The 15,935-nt window shown below is 60.7% G+C and carries 14 protein-coding genes and 4 tRNA genes; 9 read left to right on the top strand and 9 right to left on the bottom strand.

All coding sequences use genetic code 11. The annotated features are described in order from the left end of the window. Positions 1–687, bottom strand: coding sequence for an energy-coupling factor ABC transporter permease (locus RG836_RS16810; protein ID WP_310847624.1), 687 nt, complete (start codon positions 685–687; stop codon positions 1–3). Positions 688–820: 133 nt separating this feature from the next. Here RG836_RS16810 and RG836_RS16805 point away from each other — a divergent pair, with 133 nt between their 5' ends. The 5 genes from RG836_RS16805 (at position 821) to RG836_RS16785 (ending at position 4,483) form a co-directional block, all read left to right on the top strand. Then, on the top strand, positions 821–1,447 hold the full coding sequence (locus tag RG836_RS16805) for a DUF1780 domain-containing protein (protein WP_310847621.1): 627 nt from the start codon (positions 821–823) through the stop codon (positions 1,445–1,447). Then, entirely contained in the window at positions 1,444–1,971 is a 528-nt protein-coding gene (locus RG836_RS16800; protein WP_310847618.1) for an MOSC domain-containing protein, read from the top strand. Before RG836_RS16805 ends, RG836_RS16800 begins: the two co-directional genes overlap by 4 nt. Positions 1,972–2,022: 51 nt before the next feature. Continuing rightward, positions 2,023–2,196 carry a DUF3094 domain-containing protein gene (locus RG836_RS16795; RefSeq protein WP_310847615.1) on the top strand — a complete coding sequence of 58 codons (174 nt, stop codon included), beginning with the start codon at positions 2,023–2,025 and terminating at the stop codon, positions 2,194–2,196. A 60-nt stretch (positions 2,197–2,256) separates the two neighbouring features. Beyond that, positions 2,257–3,555 carry an NAD(P)/FAD-dependent oxidoreductase gene (locus RG836_RS16790; RefSeq protein WP_310847614.1) on the top strand — a complete coding sequence of 433 codons (1,299 nt, stop codon included), beginning with the start codon at positions 2,257–2,259 and terminating at the stop codon, positions 3,553–3,555. A gap of 520 nt (positions 3,556–4,075) precedes the next feature. Beyond that, on the top strand, positions 4,076–4,483 hold the full coding sequence (locus RG836_RS16785) for an HvfA family oxazolone/thioamide-modified RiPP metallophore (protein WP_310847611.1): 408 nt from the start codon (positions 4,076–4,078) through the stop codon (positions 4,481–4,483). 63 nt (positions 4,484–4,546) lie between these two features. Here RG836_RS16785 and RG836_RS16780 read toward each other — a convergent pair whose 3' ends face one another. From RG836_RS16780 to rluD, 8 genes are all read right to left on the bottom strand, one after another. Next, a complete protein-coding gene (locus tag RG836_RS16780) occupies positions 4,547–6,172 on the bottom strand; it encodes a methyl-accepting chemotaxis protein (RefSeq protein ID WP_310847609.1) in 1,626 nt (541 codons plus the stop codon). 158 nt (positions 6,173–6,330) lie between these two features. Then, positions 6,331–6,407, bottom strand: a tRNA-Pro gene (locus RG836_RS16775). Between the two features lie 95 nt (positions 6,408–6,502). Beyond that, a tRNA-Lys gene (locus tag RG836_RS16770) sits at positions 6,503–6,578 on the bottom strand. Between the two features lie 5 nt (positions 6,579–6,583). Next, positions 6,584–6,660 (bottom strand) — tRNA-Pro (locus tag RG836_RS16765). A gap of 9 nt (positions 6,661–6,669) precedes the next feature. After that, positions 6,670–6,745, bottom strand: a tRNA-Asn gene (locus RG836_RS16760). A gap of 293 nt (positions 6,746–7,038) precedes the next feature. Beyond that, positions 7,039–9,603: an ATP-dependent chaperone ClpB gene (gene clpB / locus RG836_RS16755; RefSeq protein WP_310847606.1), complete on the bottom strand. Its 2,565-nt coding sequence runs from the start codon at positions 9,601–9,603 to the stop codon at positions 7,039–7,041. A gap of 132 nt (positions 9,604–9,735) precedes the next feature. Then, entirely contained in the window at positions 9,736–10,458 is a 723-nt protein-coding gene (gene pgeF / locus RG836_RS16750; protein ID WP_310847603.1) for a peptidoglycan editing factor PgeF, read from the bottom strand. Then, entirely contained in the window at positions 10,455–11,417 is a 963-nt protein-coding gene (gene rluD / locus RG836_RS16745) for a 23S rRNA pseudouridine(1911/1915/1917) synthase RluD (RefSeq protein ID WP_310847599.1), read from the bottom strand. The genes pgeF and rluD overlap by 4 nt, the downstream gene beginning before the upstream one ends. Before the next feature lie 151 nt (positions 11,418–11,568). Between rluD and RG836_RS16740 the strand changes: the two genes are divergently transcribed. The 4 genes from RG836_RS16740 (at position 11,569) to RG836_RS16725 (ending at position 15,904) form a co-directional block, all read left to right on the top strand. Then, positions 11,569–12,591: an outer membrane protein assembly factor BamD gene (locus tag RG836_RS16740; RefSeq protein WP_310847596.1), complete on the top strand. Its 1,023-nt coding sequence runs from the start codon at positions 11,569–11,571 to the stop codon at positions 12,589–12,591. Between the two features lie 157 nt (positions 12,592–12,748). Continuing rightward, complete coding sequence (locus RG836_RS16735; RefSeq protein ID WP_310847594.1) at positions 12,749–12,982, top strand: PP0621 family protein; 234 nt, start codon at positions 12,749–12,751, stop codon at positions 12,980–12,982. Then, complete coding sequence (locus tag RG836_RS16730; protein WP_310847592.1) at positions 12,972–14,561, top strand: sensor histidine kinase; 1,590 nt, start codon at positions 12,972–12,974, stop codon at positions 14,559–14,561. Before RG836_RS16735 ends, RG836_RS16730 begins: the two co-directional genes overlap by 11 nt. Continuing rightward, on the top strand, positions 14,558–15,904 hold the full coding sequence (locus RG836_RS16725; RefSeq protein ID WP_310847590.1) for a sigma-54-dependent transcriptional regulator: 1,347 nt from the start codon (positions 14,558–14,560) through the stop codon (positions 15,902–15,904). The genes RG836_RS16730 and RG836_RS16725 overlap by 4 nt, the downstream gene beginning before the upstream one ends. The last annotated feature ends 31 nt before the right edge of the window (positions 15,905–15,935 follow it).

Genomic DNA, 15,935 nt, shown 5'->3' with positions numbered 1-15,935 from the left:
CTAGCGCTTGTCGTCGTCCTTCCAGGGCGCCGACAAATAGCGGGTGCGGTTGAAGGTCTCCAGCCATTCCGGGCAGAACACCACCAGCGCACTGACCACCATGCCGTTGATAAACGCCTCGGGAAAAATGATCAGCCACAGGTAACCGACGAAATCCTCCAGCCATTCCGGCATCGCGAAGCGTTCGTCGAACCACAACACCCCGAGGGCGATCAGCAGGCACAACAGGGCGGACAGCGCGGCCGCGAGGAAACCGGAACAGAAGATGTACACGAAAGGATTACGCGGCTGGGCGCGCTCTACCAGGATCGCGCAGCATTCGGTGATCAGTACCGGTAACAGGATTAGCAGCGAGCCGTTGACGCCGACCGCCAGCAGATCCTGACGCCCCAGCAGCACCAGCCCGAGTTGCGCCACCAACCCGCCAATGATCGCCAGCGGCCAGTCCAGCAGCAGGGTGACCGCGGTCATGCCGATGAAGTGGTACGACACGCCCGTATCGAAATCCCGTCTTACCAACCACAGCATAAACAGCGCGAACACCGTGCCGAACAGCAAATGCTGCCGACGCCGGTCACTGAACAACTCGACCCACGGCGCCCGCGCAATTGCCCAGAGCAGCACCGGCGCATAGATCAGCCAGCCCAGCGTCAGGGTTTGCGGCGACAACAGTTCAGCGCCGATCATGCTTGACCACCCCGCTCACACGCGCCTCCTCGGCCGTTTCGATGTCCGTGTCCGCAGTCTACACCGACGCCCGGTGTGCTTGAGTTAATGCAATGCTTTCAGCAGATCGCGATTGAACGCTAAGCTTGGGCCTATGGATGATTCCGATTATTTACGCCTGCTGACCATCGCGGCCGAGCAAGCCAACGCGTTCCTGTCCAATGCCCGCAAATGGGAGCGTGAGCGTTGGGTCTGCCAGCGCCTGCTGCAAGGCCTGAACATCCCGTACCGCGCCGATGAATTCGCCCCCGCGGGCGAGCCGCCGGACGTGTTATTCCGCGATGCCAGTTTCGAGGTGTTCTTCGTGCTCGACGAAGGTCGTCGGCTTAACGACGAATGGCGCGACGAACTGCAACGAAGGCGCAGCGCGTTTTCCCTGAGCCAATTGGTGCGCCGCGAGGCCAAGCCCAAGCGCATCCCGGCCAACGAGTTTCTTACCCGCCTGGCGCCGACCCTGCGCAAGAAAGCCCACAACTACAAAGAGCGCGGCATGGACCTCGGCGAACTGGACATCATTGCGTTCGCCAGCCTCAAACGCGAAGTGCTCGACCTCAACAGCCACTTTCCGCCGCCCACCGAATACCTGCGCCAGGGCTGGCGCTCGTTGTCGCTGGTGGGCCCGACCTTCGCCCGCGTGCTGTTCGCGCATCCGGACGCCCCGGATTTCCTGCGCAGCAATCTGGGGCGCAGCATTGTTTTCGACGTGGGAATCAGCCTGTGAGCCCTTTGCAAGAATTGATCGCCCAAGTGCCGCAAATCGGCCGTGTGCGCTGGATCGGCGTGCGCCCCGAACCGCATGCACCGATGATTGAACTGGACGCCGTAGAAGCGCGACTGGAAGCCGGGTTGACCGGCGATCGCGCGCGCCCAGGGGTGCGCAATGCGCGGCAAGTGACCTTGATTCAGTGGGAGCATCTGCCGGTGATCAGCTCATTGATGGGCCGCCCCGCCGAGCAACCGGTACTGCCGATGGAGTTGCGACGCAACATCGTGGTCAGCGGCATCAACCTGTTCAGCCTCAAGGGCCGACGGTTTCGTATCGGCCAGGCGATTTTCGAGACCACCGGCTGGTGCCAGCCCTGCGCGCGCCTGCAAAACAACCTCGGCCCCGGCACCTTTCAAGCCGTGCGCGGACATGGCGGAATCACCGCCCGAGTGTTACAAAGTGGAATCATTCGCCTGGACGACTCGATCAGCGTCGAGCCCATTCCGGACAGCGGCTACGCGCCATTCAATCCCAATTGAAACTCGCCGTAGCCGCTACCCATTCAGCAACGTCTACCTGACGAGGCCTCTATGACCAGCCGCCTGAACCCCGACGACCAGAAGCATGTCGAAGACTACCTGCAGTTGTCGCAGCACCAAGTCGAGCGCCGGCCTTTCCGGCCGTGGATGCTCCTGGTGATCGTGCTGGCGGTGACCATTGGCTTGGGCCTGCTGAGCCGCCTTATCAGTTACCTGACGCTATGAGTCGCTTTGCACTCGCGCGGGTTAACACACCGATTTCTTTTAGCCTTGCGAGATATTCCCATGACTCATCGTATTGTTATCGTTGGCGGCGGCGCCGGCGGTCTGGAGTTGGCTACCCGTCTGGGTAAGACTCAGGGCAAGCGCGGCACCGCCAGTGTGATGCTCGTCGACGCGAACCTGACGCACATCTGGAAACCCTTGCTGCACGAAGTGGCCGCTGGGTCGCTTAACTCTTCCGAAGACGAACTCAACTATGTGGCCCAGGCCAAATGGAACCACTTCGAGTTCCAGCTGGGGCGTATGAGCGGGCTCGACCGCACGCAGAAGAAAATCCAGTTGGCTGCCACCTACGACGAAGCCGGCATTGAGCTGGTCCCGGCGCGGGAAGTGCCTTACGACTCACTGGTCATCGCGGTCGGCAGCACCACCAACGACTTCGGCACAGAAGGCGCTGCGCAGCACTGCCTGTTCCTCGACACCCGCAAGCAGGCCGAGCGCTTCCATCAGCAACTGCTCAACCACTACCTGCGCGCCCACGCTGGCCAGACCGATGTGGTCGAGCAAATCAGCGTGGCCATCGTTGGCGCCGGTGCCACTGGTGTGGAGTTGGCGGCTGAGCTGCACAACGCGGCCCATGAACTGGCGGCCTACGGCCTGGACCGGATCAAACCGGAAAACATGCACATCACGCTGATAGAAGCCGGGCCACGGGTGTTGCCAGCATTGCCGGAGCGAATTGGCGGGCCGGTGCATAAAACCCTGGAGAAACTCGGGGTCAATGTGATGACCAATGCGTCGGTCAGTGAAGTCACCGCCGAGAGCCTGATCACCGCCGATGGCAAAGAGATCAAGGCCAGCCTGAAGGTGTGGGCGGCGGGGATTCGCGCGCCGGGTTTCCTCAAGGACATCGATGGCCTGGAAACCAATCGCATCAATCAACTGCAAGTGTTGCCGACCTTGCAAACCACCCGCGACGAGAACATCTTCGCCTTTGGCGACTGCGCCGCTTGCCCGCAACCTGGCACCGATCGCAACGTACCGCCGCGGGCCCAGGCCGCGCATCAGCAAGCGTCGCTGCTGGCCAAATCGCTGAAGTTGCGCATCGAAAACAAGCCGCTGCCTGAGTACAAGTACACCGACTATGGCTCGCTGATTTCGCTGTCGCGGTTCTCGGCGGTGGGTAACCTGATGGGCAACCTGACCGGCAGCGTGATGCTAGAAGGCTGGTTGGCGCGGATGTTTTATGTGTCGCTGTACCGCATGCACCAGATGGCGCTGTACGGCGCGTTTCGTACCGCGATGCTGATGCTCGGGAGCAAAATCGGACGCGGGACCGAGCCGCGACTCAAGCTGCACTAAGGTCTGCGTCGACAGGGCCTCATCGCGGGCAAGCCCGCTCCCACAGGGATTTGTGTTGAGCCACCATTGCGCGGATGGCCCCAGCCCCTTGTGGGAGCGAGCCTGCTCGCGAAGAGGTCAGCCCATTCAACATCATCGCTGACTGGACCGACGCTTTCGCGAGCAGGGCTCGCTCCCACAGGGATTTTGAAGTGCCACCATTTCGCTTATGGCGCAGGACACTGTGGGAGCGGGCTTGCCCGCGATAGCGTCAGGCCAGTCAACGGCGATTGGCGACGCTTTCGCGAGCAGGCTAGCTCCCACTTTTTCAGTGATCAACTCATGGATCTGTGTCTCACTGTATCCCCGCCATGCATTCCTGACCTTCGCTTACAAACTCCCCGCGTCACGACACAGTAGCGATACACCAGGGCCGCTTAATGGCCACACCCGAGCAAGGCAAGGCCTGCTCCGGGGAAGAGCCGCAATCACGCGGCGCCCCTAATCGTGCGGTTGTGTCGTGCAACCCTGGAGAATGTAAATGTCCCGTACCACTACTCTCAGCAAAAACACCCTTGGCATGCTTGGCGCCGTTCTGGCCGGTGGCATGATGTTGTCCGGTTCGGTTTTCGCTGCACAGCCGCTGACCCAGGGTTACATGGTCGCCTCGGCCGAAACCTCGGTAAAAACCCCAGAAGGAAAATGCGGTGAAGGCAAGTGCGGTGACGCATCGATGGCCAAGACCGACACCGATGGCGACGGCAAAGTCTCCCGCGCGGAGTTTCAGAAAGTCGCGCCGAAGTCCAACTTCGACAAAATCGACACCAACCACGATGGCTTCATCGACGAGCAAGAGGCTTACGACAACGTCAAAGCGAACTACGAAGCCAACGGCAAGAAAATGCCAAAAGGCCTGTTCGAACACTTGAAAGACCAAGACGGTAACTGAGTCAGCGACAAAACAAAGCCGCGCCTCCCATTGAGAGGCGCGGCTTTTTTGTGCCTGGCGGCTTTACACGCGGAAGCGTTGCACCATGCCTTGCAGCGCATTGGCCAGTTTCGACAGTTCATGGCTCGACGCGCTGGTCTGATCTGCGCCCGCCGCTGAGCGCACCGACAGATCGCGGATGTTCACCAGGTTGCGATCGACTTCCCGCGCCACTTGCGCCTGCTCTTCAGCGGCGCTGGCGATCACTAGATTGCGTTCGTGGATTTCATGCACCGACGCGGTAATCGTCTGCAACGCTTCACCGGCTCGCTCTGCCAGCACCAGAGTGCTGGAGGCTCGGGAGGCACTGGCCTGCATCGAATCCAGGGCCAGGGTCGAACCGTTGCGCATGCCCTGGACCATTTGCTCGATTTCCTGGGTCGACTGCTGCGTCCGCCCGGCCAGTGCGCGCACTTCATCGGCGACCACCGCAAAACCACGCCCGCTCTCCCCCGCCCGCGCCGCTTCGATGGCGGCATTAAGCGCCAACAGGTTGGTTTGCTCGGCAATGGCGCGGATCACGTCCAGCACCTTACCAATGTCCTGGGATTGATTGGCCAGGGATTGCACCAGTTCGCCGGTGTGCTGCACGTCGCTGGCCAGGGCGCTGATGGCATGGGCCGTTTCGCTGACGCGCTCTTGGCCCAGGTGCGCCGACTCGCTCGACTGACGGGTAGCGTCCGACGTGGACACCGCGTTGCGTGCGACTTCTTCGACTGCCGTGGTCATCTCGTTCACCGCGGTGGCCGCTTGTTCGATTTCGTTGTTTTGTTGCTGCAGACCTTGGGTGCTGTCGAGGGTGACCGCGTTCAGCTCATCGGCCGCGGCGGCCAGCTGCGTGGCCGAGCCGCTGATCCCTTGCAGGGTTTCCCGCAGGTTCTGCTGCATGGTGGCCAAGGCCTTGAGCAAACGACTGACTTCGTCATTGCCGTGGGTGGCGATCGGCCGGGTCAGGTCGCCGCTGGCCACGTGTTCGGCAGCGGTCACAGCCTCGCTCAACGGGCGCACGATGCTGCGGGTCAGCAACATCGCCAGGCCGACGGTAGCCAATGCGGCGAGGGCGATGAACAGGCTGACGATCATCCGCGAGGTGTCGTAATGCGCCTGGGAGTTCTGGCTTTCGATGGCGACTTGCTTGGAGAACATCTCGGCCAGATCGCTGAGTTGCTTGCCGGAGCCGTCGACCACGGTCTTCATGTCCACCAGCAGCAATTTGGTCAGCTCATCGCGGCGACCCTGCTCGGCCAAGGTAAAGGACTGGGCAATGCCCGCGCGATAGGTAGTGAAAGTGGTCTTGAACTGGTCATACAACGCCTGGCCTTCCGGCGTGGTGACGAGGCGGTCGTAAGCGCTGATCTTCTCGCTCAGCTCCTTGTCGCGGGTGTCCATTTGGCTGCGGTAGGTGGGGATGTTCTTCGGATCCTGATCCAGCGCCATGCGCAGGGAAATCGTGCGGATGCGCAGCATGATCTCGCGGATCTCGTCACCGCCGCGAATACTCGGCAGCCATTGATTTTCCACGGCCACTTCGCTGTCGCGAATGCTCGACATCTGCCCCAGGGCAAACACCCCGAGCAACGCAACCAGAACCGCGATCAAGGCAAACCCCAGGGCTGCACGGGGGGCAATATTCAACTGACGGAGCAACATGACGGGCGCCTTATTCTTGTGGGCAGAAATGAGGGGCGTCGTTGGGCAGTCCCCTGTTTGCGGGTTATCGGCGAGTTGTATGACGACTTGAATGAAGAATGCGGGGTTTTGTCGGACAAAAAAAATCCCCGCATCTTTCGATACGAGGATTTTCAATATGGTCGGGGTAAGGGGATTCGAACTCCTGACATCCTGCTCCCAAAGCAGGCGCGCTACCGGACTGCGCTATACCCCGGTAAAAAAAAGGCACCTTTGAAAGGCGCCTTCTGCGAACAGAGCTTTTGGCGTCTGATCTTAAGATTCGATTCCAGCGTTAACTGGTTTCAAAAATGGTGGGTCGTGTGGGATTCGAACCTACGACCAATTGGTTAAAAGCCAACTGCTCTACCAACTGAGCTAACGACCCAAAAATGGTCGGGGTAAGGGGATTCGAACTCCTGACATCCTGCTCCCAAAGCAGGCGCGCTACCGGACTGCGCTATACCCCGGTTTGAAATTGGCTCCGTGACCAGGACTCGAACCTGGGACCCAATGATTAACAGTCATTTGCTCTACCGACTGAGCTATCACGGAATTATTTCAAGTGCTGCATTACAACTTACTGCGTTCTCTACACCCGTTCGCATCGCTGCGTTCGTGTGTCTGAGGCGCGCTATTCTACAATCTCAAGCGCCTCTGTCAACCCCTTAAATTGCTTTCAAGACAATGATTTGCAACTTATTTCAGATTCCAGCTTGGGGAGCTGAAACCCTTGAGGTGACGTACTGCGGGGCGCACTTTACAAGCCTTTTCCTTTGAGTTCAACGCTCTAGGAGAAAAAAGAGGCCACGTAACGCGAGGCCTCTTCATCTGCGCCGCCTAATGGCTTAGCTGAAAACGATTTCGTCGTTTTCTACCGTGCCTTTGGCGGTCTCGCCGGGCATGAAGCGACCCGACAGAATCAACTGCGCCAGCGGGTTCTCGATCCAGCGCTGAATCGCCCGCTTCAGCGGTCGTGCGCCGTAGACCGGGTCGTAGCCCACTGCAATCAGCTTGTCCATGGCCTCGTCGCTCAGCTCGAGCTTCAACTCGCGCTCGGTCAAGCGGCCGCGCAAGCGTCCCAGTTGAATCTCGGTGATGCCGGCAATCTGATCCCGCGCCAGCGGTTCGAAGATCACCACTTCGTCGACCCGGTTGATGAATTCCGGGCGGAAGTGCGTGGAAATCGCATCCATCACCGCCGCACGCTGGGCTTCACGGTCGCCGACCAGTTCCTGGATCTGCGCCGAACCGAGGTTGGAGGTCATGACGATCACCGTGTTCTTGAAGTCCACCGTGCGCCCATGACTGTCCGTCAAACGGCCATCTTCCAACACTTGCAGCAAAATGTTGAACACGTCCGGGTGGGCCTTCTCGACCTCGTCCAGGAGGATCACCGAATACGGCTTGCGACGCACGGCTTCGGTCAGGTAACCGCCCTCCTCGTAGCCCACGTAGCCCGGTGGTGCACCGATCAGCCGAGCCACGGAGTGTTTCTCCATGAACTCCGACATGTCGATCCGCACCATGGCCTCTTCGGTGTCGAACAGGAACTCGGCCAAGGCCTTGCACAGCTCGGTTTTACCCACGCCGGTCGGGCCGAGGAACATGAACGAGCCGCTCGGGCGATTCGGGTCGGACAACCCGGCACGGGAACGTCGCACTGCGTTGGCAACCGCCACCACAGCCTCGTCCTGGCCGATCACCCGTTGGTGCAACAGGCTCTCCATTTTCAGCAGCTTGTCGCGCTCGCCTTCGAGCATCTTCGAGACTGGAATCCCGGTCCACTTCGACACCACTTCAGCGATTTCTTCCTCAGTGACCTTGCTGCGCAGCAACTGGTTTTCGCTCTTGCCGTGCTGGTCGACCATTTGCAGGCTGCGCTCCAGGTCCGGGATCACCCCGTACTGCAACTCGGCCATGCGGTTCAGATCGCCTTTGCGGCGCGCGGCTTCCAGCTCCTGGCGGGATTGTTCGATCTTCTGCTGGATCTGCGCCGAGCCTTGGACTTCGGCTTTTTCCGAGTTCCAGATTTCTTCAAGGTCGGAATACTCGCGCTCGTGGCGAACGATTTCTTCCTGGAGTTTTTCCAGGCGCTTCTTCGCTGCATTGTCGCTTTCTTTCTTCAAGGCCTGGGATTCGACCTTCAACTGAATCAGGCGACGCTCCAGACGATCCAGCACTTCCGGCTTGGAATCGATTTCCATGCGGATACGGCTGGCGGCTTCGTCGATCAAGTCGATGGCTTTGTCCGGCAACTGGCGGTCGGTGATGTAGCGATGGCTCAGTTTGGCTGCCGCGATGATCGCACCGTCGGTGATCGCCACTTTATGGTGGACCTCATAACGCTCCTTGAGGCCACGCAGGATGGCGATGGTGTCTTCTTCGCTCGGCTCTTCGACGAGTACTTTCTGGAAACGCCGCTCGAGCGCCGCATCCTTCTCTATATATTGCCGGTACTCGTTGAGCGTGGTCGCGCCGACGCAATGCAGCTCGCCCCGGGCCAAGGCCGGCTTGAGCATGTTGCCGGCATCCATCGAGCCCTCGCCTTTACCGGCGCCGACCATGGTATGCAGTTCGTCGATGAACAGAATGATCTGCCCTTCCTGCTTCGACAGCTCATTGAGCAACGACTTGAGGCGTTCTTCGAACTCGCCACGGTACTTGGCGCCGGCAATCAGCGAGCCCATGTCGAGGGACAGCAGACGCTTGCCCTTGAGGCCATCCGGCACTTCGCCGTTGATGATCCGTTGCGCCAGACCTTCGGCGATCGCGGTTTTACCCACGCCCGGCTCACCGATCAATACCGGGTTGTTCTTGGTGCGACGCTGCAGGACCTGGATGGTGCGGCGGATTTCATCGTCACGACCAATCACCGGATCAAGCTTGCCTTCTTCGGCGCGTTTGGTCAGGTCGACCGTGTACTTGTCGAGCGCCTGCCGCGACTCTTCGTGGTTGGCGTCATTCACCGCCTCACCACCGCGCAGGTTGTTGATGGCATTTTCCAGGGCTTTCTTGCTCACGCCCTGGCCGAGCAGCAATTTGCCGAGCTTGCTGTTCTCGTCCATGGCCGCCAGCAGCACCAGTTCGCTGGAGATGAACTGGTCGCCCTTCTGCTGCGCCAGGCGATCCGCCTGGTTGAGCAGGCGCGCCAAGTCCTGCGACATGTTCACATCACCGGTGGGATTCTGGATTTTCGGCAACTGATCGAGCTCTTTGGTCAGCTCTTTACGCAAGCTGCTGACGTCAAAACCGACCTGCATCAACAGGGGTTTGATTGAACCACCCTGTTGTTCAAGCAAAGCCTGCATCAAATGCGCAGGCTCAATGCCCGGATGATCAAGACCGACGGCAAGGGATTGGGCGTCGGATAAGGCTAACTGTAATTTGCTGGTTAAACGGTCGATACGCATGGGTCACCTTCCTAAATGGGCAGGCCGGAGCGATAACTACACCTTAATAAAGAAAACCTGCCAGATACCCCTGTAGATGCGGTCGATTCTGGAAGATTCAAGCGCCACAGCATTGACGCAGATCAGCAGAGTCTAGCGTTCGAGCCAGACCAGAGAGGCGAACCGGCCAGTGCGCGACGCACGGCGGTAAGAAAAGAAGCGCGGATCGGTGACCGTACAGAAACCGCCGCCGAACACCGCATTCACGCCACGGGCGGCCAGGCGCAGACGCGCCAGTTCGTAGATATCCGCCATGTACTTGCCGGCATTTACGCTCGGCACAAACGCCCGCTCGGCTTGCGGCAACGACGATACAAAGGCCTCGCGCACTTCCGGGCCGACTTCAAAGGCTTGCGGGCCGATGGCCGGACCGAGCCAGACCAACACGTCTTGCGGCGCGACCGCGAGACTGTCGAGGGTGGCCTCCAGCACGCCGGCCGCCAACCCGCGCCAACCGGCGTGGGCCGCCGCCACGCGGGTGCCGGCGCGGTCGCAGAACAGAGCAGGCAAGCAGTCGGCGGTCATGACGGCGCAGGCAACGCCCGGCGTCGCGGTCCAGCTGGCGTCGGCCTGGCTGACCTGGAACGGGTCGGCATCAGCCACGACAATGCCGTGAACCTGCTGCAACCAGGCCGGTTGAATAGCGAAATGATCGGTGAGGCGACGACGATTTTCCGCCACCGCTTCAGGAGTGTCCTCGACATGCGCGCCGAGGTTGAGGCTGTCGAACGGCGCCTCGCTGACGCCGCCCGCCCGGGTGGTGACGCAGGCTTTGACGCTGGCCGGCGCAGGCCAGTCCGGCGTCAGCCAGTTCATCCGACGAATGCCTCGCGGTCTTGCTTGAGCAACGTCAGCAACCAGACAAAATCGTCCGGCAGGGGCGATTCCCAGCTCATGCGCTTACCGGTGGTCGGATGATCCAGTTCCAGGAAACGCGCATGCAGCGCCTGACGCGGGAAGGTTTTCAGCGAATCGACCATGGTCTGGCTGGCGGCAGGAGGAATACGGAAGCGACCACCATAGGCCGGATCGCCGACCAACGGAAAGTTGATGTGCGCCATGTGTACGCGAATCTGGTGGGTGCGGCCGGTTTCCAGCTTGACCCGCACATGGGTGTGGGAGCGGAAACGCTCGAGCACGCGGTAGTGACTCACCGCCTGCTTGCCACCTTCCATCACCGCCATGCGTTGGCGCTGCTGGCCGTGGCGACCGATCGGGGCGTTGATCTTGCCACCGGCGGTGACCACGCCGATCACGATGCACTCGTAGATGCGGCTGACACTGCGGCTCTGCAATTGGGTAACCAGTTGCGTCTGCGCCTGGATGGTCTTGGCCACCACCATCAAACCGGTGGTGTCCTTGTCCAGACGATGCACGATACCGGCGCGCGGCACATTGATAATGTCCGGCACGTGGTGCAGCAGGGCGTTGAGCAGGGTGCCATCGGCGTGGCCGGCGGCCGGGTGAACCACCAGGCCCGCAGGCTTGTTGATCACCAGGATGTCGTCATCTTCATAGACGATATCCAGTTCAATGTCCTGAGCGACCCATTCACCCTGAGCTTCCTGCTCGGCGGTCAACTCAAGGATGGCGCCGCCGTGCACGATGTCTCGCGGGCGGATAACCGCTCCATCCACAGTCAGGCGGCCGTCTTTGATCCAGGCGGAAAGGCGCGAGCGCGAGTGCTCAGCGAATAGTTGTGCGGCGACTTGATCGAGGCGTTGGCCGCCCAATTCGGACGGCACCTCTGCGCGGAGTTCAATTTTATCGGACATGCTCAGACTAGGCGTCGGCTACAGCCTTTGGTTTCGGCTGCGCGCTTGTGGTTAAATACGGCGTCTTTTGCCCCGGGGCTTTCAACGGGGCGCTCATCATAACAGGACGGCCCCGCCCAAGACAGCGGCCGTCATAGGGACGCAAGCCGCCATGCAAGTGAAACACCTGCTGCTGATCGCCATCCTCGCATTGACCGCTGCTTGCTCATCGAAGGAAGTCGTAGACGAAAACCTGAGCGAAGTCGAGCTGTACCAACAAGCTCAGACCGACCTGGACAACAACAGCTATACCAGCGCCACCTCGAAGCTCAAGGCCCTGGAATCGCGTTATCCGTTCGGGCGCTATGCGGATCAGGCTCAACTCGAGCTGATCTACGCCAACTACAAGAACGCCGAGCCGGAAGCCGCCAAGTCCGCCGCCGAGCGTTTCATTCGTCTGCACCCGCAGCATCCGAACGTCGACTACGCCTACTACCTCAAGGGCCTGACGTCGTTCGACCAGGACGTCGGCATCCTCGCGCGCTTCCTGCCGCTGGACATGACCAAGCGTGACCCGGGCGCCGCCCGCGACTCTTACAACGAGTTCGCCCAGCTCACCAGCCGCTTCCCGAACAGCCGTTATGCGCCGGACGCCAAGCAGCGCATGATCTACCTGCGCAACCTGCTGGCTTCCTACGAAATTCACGTGGCCGACTACTACCTGACCCGTCAGGCCTACGTCGCCGCTGCCAATCGCGGTCGCTACGTGGTGGAAAACTTCCAGGAAACCCCTTCGGTCGGCGACGGCCTGGCGGTGATGGTCGAATCCTACCAGCGTCTGCATCTGGATGACCTGGCTGCCACCAGCCTGGAAACCCTGAAGCTCAATTTCCCTAACCACCCGAGCCTGGTGGACGGTGAGTTCCGCCCTTCGGTCGACGAAGCCGACAACCGTTCGTGGCTGAGCAAGGCCACCCTCGGCCTGATCGAGTCCCGTCCGCCGTTGCCGCCAGGTGAAACCCGCGCCAATCAGGACGTGCAGAAGCAGTTTCAGGACGCTAAGGAAGCGATCCCGAACGAGTTGAAGCCGAAAGACGCGAACGGCGACGTGATCGAAGAAGAGGAACACGAGTCCGAAGGCAACAACGAAGACCGCTCGTGGTTCAGCTACATGACCTTCGGTGTGTTCGACTGACACCGGTTGTCGTGCACAAAAGGAGACTTCGGTCTCCTTTTTTCATGGGCGCCTGAGAAGCGACGGTCAGCTGTTTTTGCCGCCGACGCGCATTGCGCTGTGCGCCCGTCGAGTCCTTGGCTAAACTGCCCCATCACTGGTCAAAAAGCAGCTCATCATGCTTCGTTTACTGTTCTGGATTGTCCTGATTGCCGCCGCGTTCTGGTTGTGGCGCAAGTTCAAGGGCAAAGCACCCGAAGCCCGACGCCCCGGCGAGCAAGATGCCGCGCCCATGGTGCGTTGCGCCCACTGCGGCGTGCACCTGCCCCGCGACCGCGCCCTGAGTCTTCAACAACAGTGGTATTGCAGCCAGGCTCACCTTGAGCAAGGCCCCGGCTCCAGTGCTCACTGAGGCTTTCGGCTCCGGCGACAAACAGGCGCAGCGACTGCTGCGCCTTTATCACCTCTACCGCCTCAGCGTCGGCATCATCCTGGTGCTGCTGATTTCCAGCAACATGGACAACCAGTTGCTGGCATTCGCCAAAGATGACTTGCTGCGCAGCGGCAGTTGGCTGTACCTGATACTGAACATCCTGCTGGTGGTGCTCCTCGAAAATCCTCGCCTGCGCGGCCAGCTCCTGGCGCTGGCGGTGCTCGACATCCTGATGCTGTGCGGCCTGTTCTATGCCGCTGGCGGAGTAAATAGCGCCATTGGCAACTTGATGATCGTCTCGGTGGCTATTAGCAACGCCCTGCTGCGTGGCCGCATCGGCCTGCTGGTCGCCGCCGTCGCGGCGATCGGCGTACTGCTGTCGAGTGCATACCTGGGCTTGAACCACCCCACCATCGCCAATGAATACCTGCAGGCCGGCACCCTGGGCGCGATGTACTTCGCCGCAGCGCTGCTGGTGCAAGGTCTGACCCAACGCCTGGATGTCAGCGAAAACCTGGCGCAACAGCGCGCCAGCGAAGTGATCAGCCTGGAAGCCTTGAACGCCCTGATCCTGCAACGCATGCGCACGGGCATTCTGGTGCTCGATGATGAGCGACGGGTGCAGCTGGCCAATCACAGCGCCTTACGCCTGCTGGGCGAGGACAACCTGCACGGCCAGCGGATTGACGATTGCCTGCCGCTGCTGGTCGAGCGCCTGCAACTGTGGTTCAACAACCCGACCCTGCGCCCGCAAAGCCTGAAAATGGCTGATCCGAGCCTGGAAGTGCAGCCCAGCTTCATCGCCCTCGGCCAATCGCCCACTCACCAAACCCTGGTGTTTCTCGAGGACCTCGCCCAGGTTGCGCAACAGGCCCAGCAACTCAAGCTCGCTGCGTTGGGCCGGCTGACTGCCGGTATTGCCCACGAGATCCGCAACCCGCTGGGCGCCATCAGTCACGCCGCGCAGTTGCTACGGGAATCGGAGGAACTCACAGCCGCCGACCGGCGTCTGACACAAATTGTTCAAGACCATTCACAGCGCATGAATCGAGTCATCGAAAACGTTTTGCAACTGTCCCGACGCCAACAGAGCGCGCCGCAGCGACTCGATCTCAGGGTCTGGCTCGAAAAGTTCGTCGCGCAAACCCGCGAGCCACTGAGCGAGCGCCAACAGATCCACCTGCACATCGCCTCTGGCGATGTCCGCACCTTGATGGACCCGGAACAATTGGGCCAAGTGCTCGACAACCTGCTAACTAACGCTTGGCGCCATAGCGCGATGGTCCATGACCGGGCGCAGGTGTGGCTGAACCTGAGCCTCGACCCCGGCAGCCAGTTACCGGTGCTCGAAGTGCTCGACGACGGCCCCGGTGTGCCGCTCGACCAGCAGAGCCATTTATTCGAGCCCTTCTTCACCACCAGCAGCCAGGGCACCGGCCTGGGCCTTTATCTGTCCCGTGAGCTGTGCGAAAGCAACCAAGCACGCCTAGACTTCCAATCACGCCAAGGCGGCGGCTGCTTTCGCATCACCTTTGCTCACGGACGGAAACAAAGTTGAATAAAAGCCCACGGCAAAAAGTTTTAATCGTCGACGACGAACCGGATATCCGCGAACTCCTGGAAATCACCCTGGGACGGATGAACCTCGACACCTTCAGCGCGCGCAACCTCGGCGAGGCCCAGGCCCTGCTCGGTAAAGAGGCGTTTGACTTGTGCCTGACCGACATGCGCCTGCCCGACGGCACCGGCCTGGACCTGGTGCAGCACATCCAGCAACGCTTCCCGCAATTGCCGGTGGCGATGATCACCGCCTACGGCAACTTGGAAACCGCAATCAATGCACTGAAGGCCGGCGCCTTCGACTTCCTTACCAAACCGGTGGACCTGACGCGGCTGCGTGAACTGGTCAGCAGTGCCCTGCGCCTGGCTGCCAATAGCGGCGCGGCGACTTCGATCGACCGGCGCTTGCTGGGTGACTCCCTGCCGATGCGCGCCGTGCGCAAGCAAGTAGACAAACTGGCGCGCAGCCAGGCCCCGGTGTACATCAGCGGCGAATCGGGCAGCGGCAAGGAGCTGGTCGCCCGCCTGATCCACGAACAGGGCCCGCGCGCACAGCAAGCCTTTGTTCCGGTCAATTGCGGGGCGATACCCTCGGAGTTGATGGAGAGCGAGTTTTTCGGCCATCGCAAAGGCAGTTTCAGCGGCGCCATCGAGGACAAGCCCGGGCTGTTCCAGACCGCCGATGGCGGCACCCTCTTTTTGGATGAAGTGGCGGACCTGCCGCTGGCGATGCAGGTCAAGTTGCTGCGGGTCATCCAGGAAAAAGCCGTGCGCAGCGTTGGCGAGCAGCAGGAAACCGTGATCGATGTGCGCATCCTTTGCGCCACGCACAAGGACCTCGCCGCCGAAGTCAGCGCCGGGCAATTTCGCCAGGACTTGTATTACCGCTTGAACGTGATCGAACTGCGGGTGCCGCCGTTGCGTGAACGCCGCGATGACATCGAACCGTTGGCCAGCCATGTGCTCAAGCGCTTGGCGAGCAGTACCGGGCAACCGGTGGCCAAACTGCAGCCCGACGCTTTGGAGGCGTTGAAGGCCTATCGCTTTCCGGGCAACGTGCGCGAACTGGAAAACATGCTCGAACGTGCCCATACCTTGTGTGAGAACAAACAGATCGGCGCCGGCGACCTGCGCCTGGCCGAAGGCAATTGCACCGCCGATGCCGGCGCACCTGACCTGACGCAGATCGACAACCTGGAAGATTATCTGGAGAACGTCGAGCGCAAACTCATCCTCCAGGCCCTCGAAGAAACCCGCTGGAACCGCACAGCGGCGGCGCAGCGGTTGAACCTTTCATTCCGCTCGATGCGTTATCGCCTGAAAAAACTCGGGCTGGATTAGAACCCGTGTCGCTAGGGCGCTCGCTGATCGC

The sequence above is a fragment of the Pseudomonas rhizozeae genome (assembly GCF_031583775.1).
Taxonomy (GTDB): Bacteria; Pseudomonadota; Gammaproteobacteria; order Pseudomonadales; family Pseudomonadaceae; genus Aquipseudomonas.
This window is presented reverse-complemented; position numbering and strand designations above follow the sequence as displayed.

What these genes read in the sequence shown, in the direction of transcription:
- rluD (WP_310847599.1), bottom strand. Translation starts at nt 11,417, where the DNA reads ATGTCCGATAAAATTGAACTCCGCGCAGAGGTGCCGTCCGAATTGGGC.
- RG836_RS16735 (WP_310847594.1), top strand. Translation starts at nt 12,749, where the DNA reads ATGCTTCGTTTACTGTTCTGGATTGTCCTGATTGCCGCCGCGTTCTGG.
- RG836_RS16740 (WP_310847596.1), top strand. Translation starts at nt 11,569, where the DNA reads ATGCAAGTGAAACACCTGCTGCTGATCGCCATCCTCGCATTGACCGCT.
- RG836_RS16790 (WP_310847614.1), top strand. Translation starts at nt 2,257, where the DNA reads ATGACTCATCGTATTGTTATCGTTGGCGGCGGCGCCGGCGGTCTGGAG.
- RG836_RS16785 (WP_310847611.1), top strand. Translation starts at nt 4,076, where the DNA reads ATGTCCCGTACCACTACTCTCAGCAAAAACACCCTTGGCATGCTTGGC.
- clpB (WP_310847606.1), bottom strand. Translation starts at nt 9,603, where the DNA reads ATGCGTATCGACCGTTTAACCAGCAAATTACAGTTAGCCTTATCCGAC.
- RG836_RS16795 (WP_310847615.1), top strand. Translation starts at nt 2,023, where the DNA reads ATGACCAGCCGCCTGAACCCCGACGACCAGAAGCATGTCGAAGACTAC.
- RG836_RS16805 (WP_310847621.1), top strand. Translation starts at nt 821, where the DNA reads ATGGATGATTCCGATTATTTACGCCTGCTGACCATCGCGGCCGAGCAA.
- RG836_RS16780 (WP_310847609.1), bottom strand. Translation starts at nt 6,172, where the DNA reads ATGTTGCTCCGTCAGTTGAATATTGCCCCCCGTGCAGCCCTGGGGTTT.
- RG836_RS16810 (WP_310847624.1), bottom strand. Translation starts at nt 687, where the DNA reads ATGATCGGCGCTGAACTGTTGTCGCCGCAAACCCTGACGCTGGGCTGG.
- pgeF (WP_310847603.1), bottom strand. Translation starts at nt 10,458, where the DNA reads ATGAACTGGCTGACGCCGGACTGGCCTGCGCCGGCCAGCGTCAAAGCC.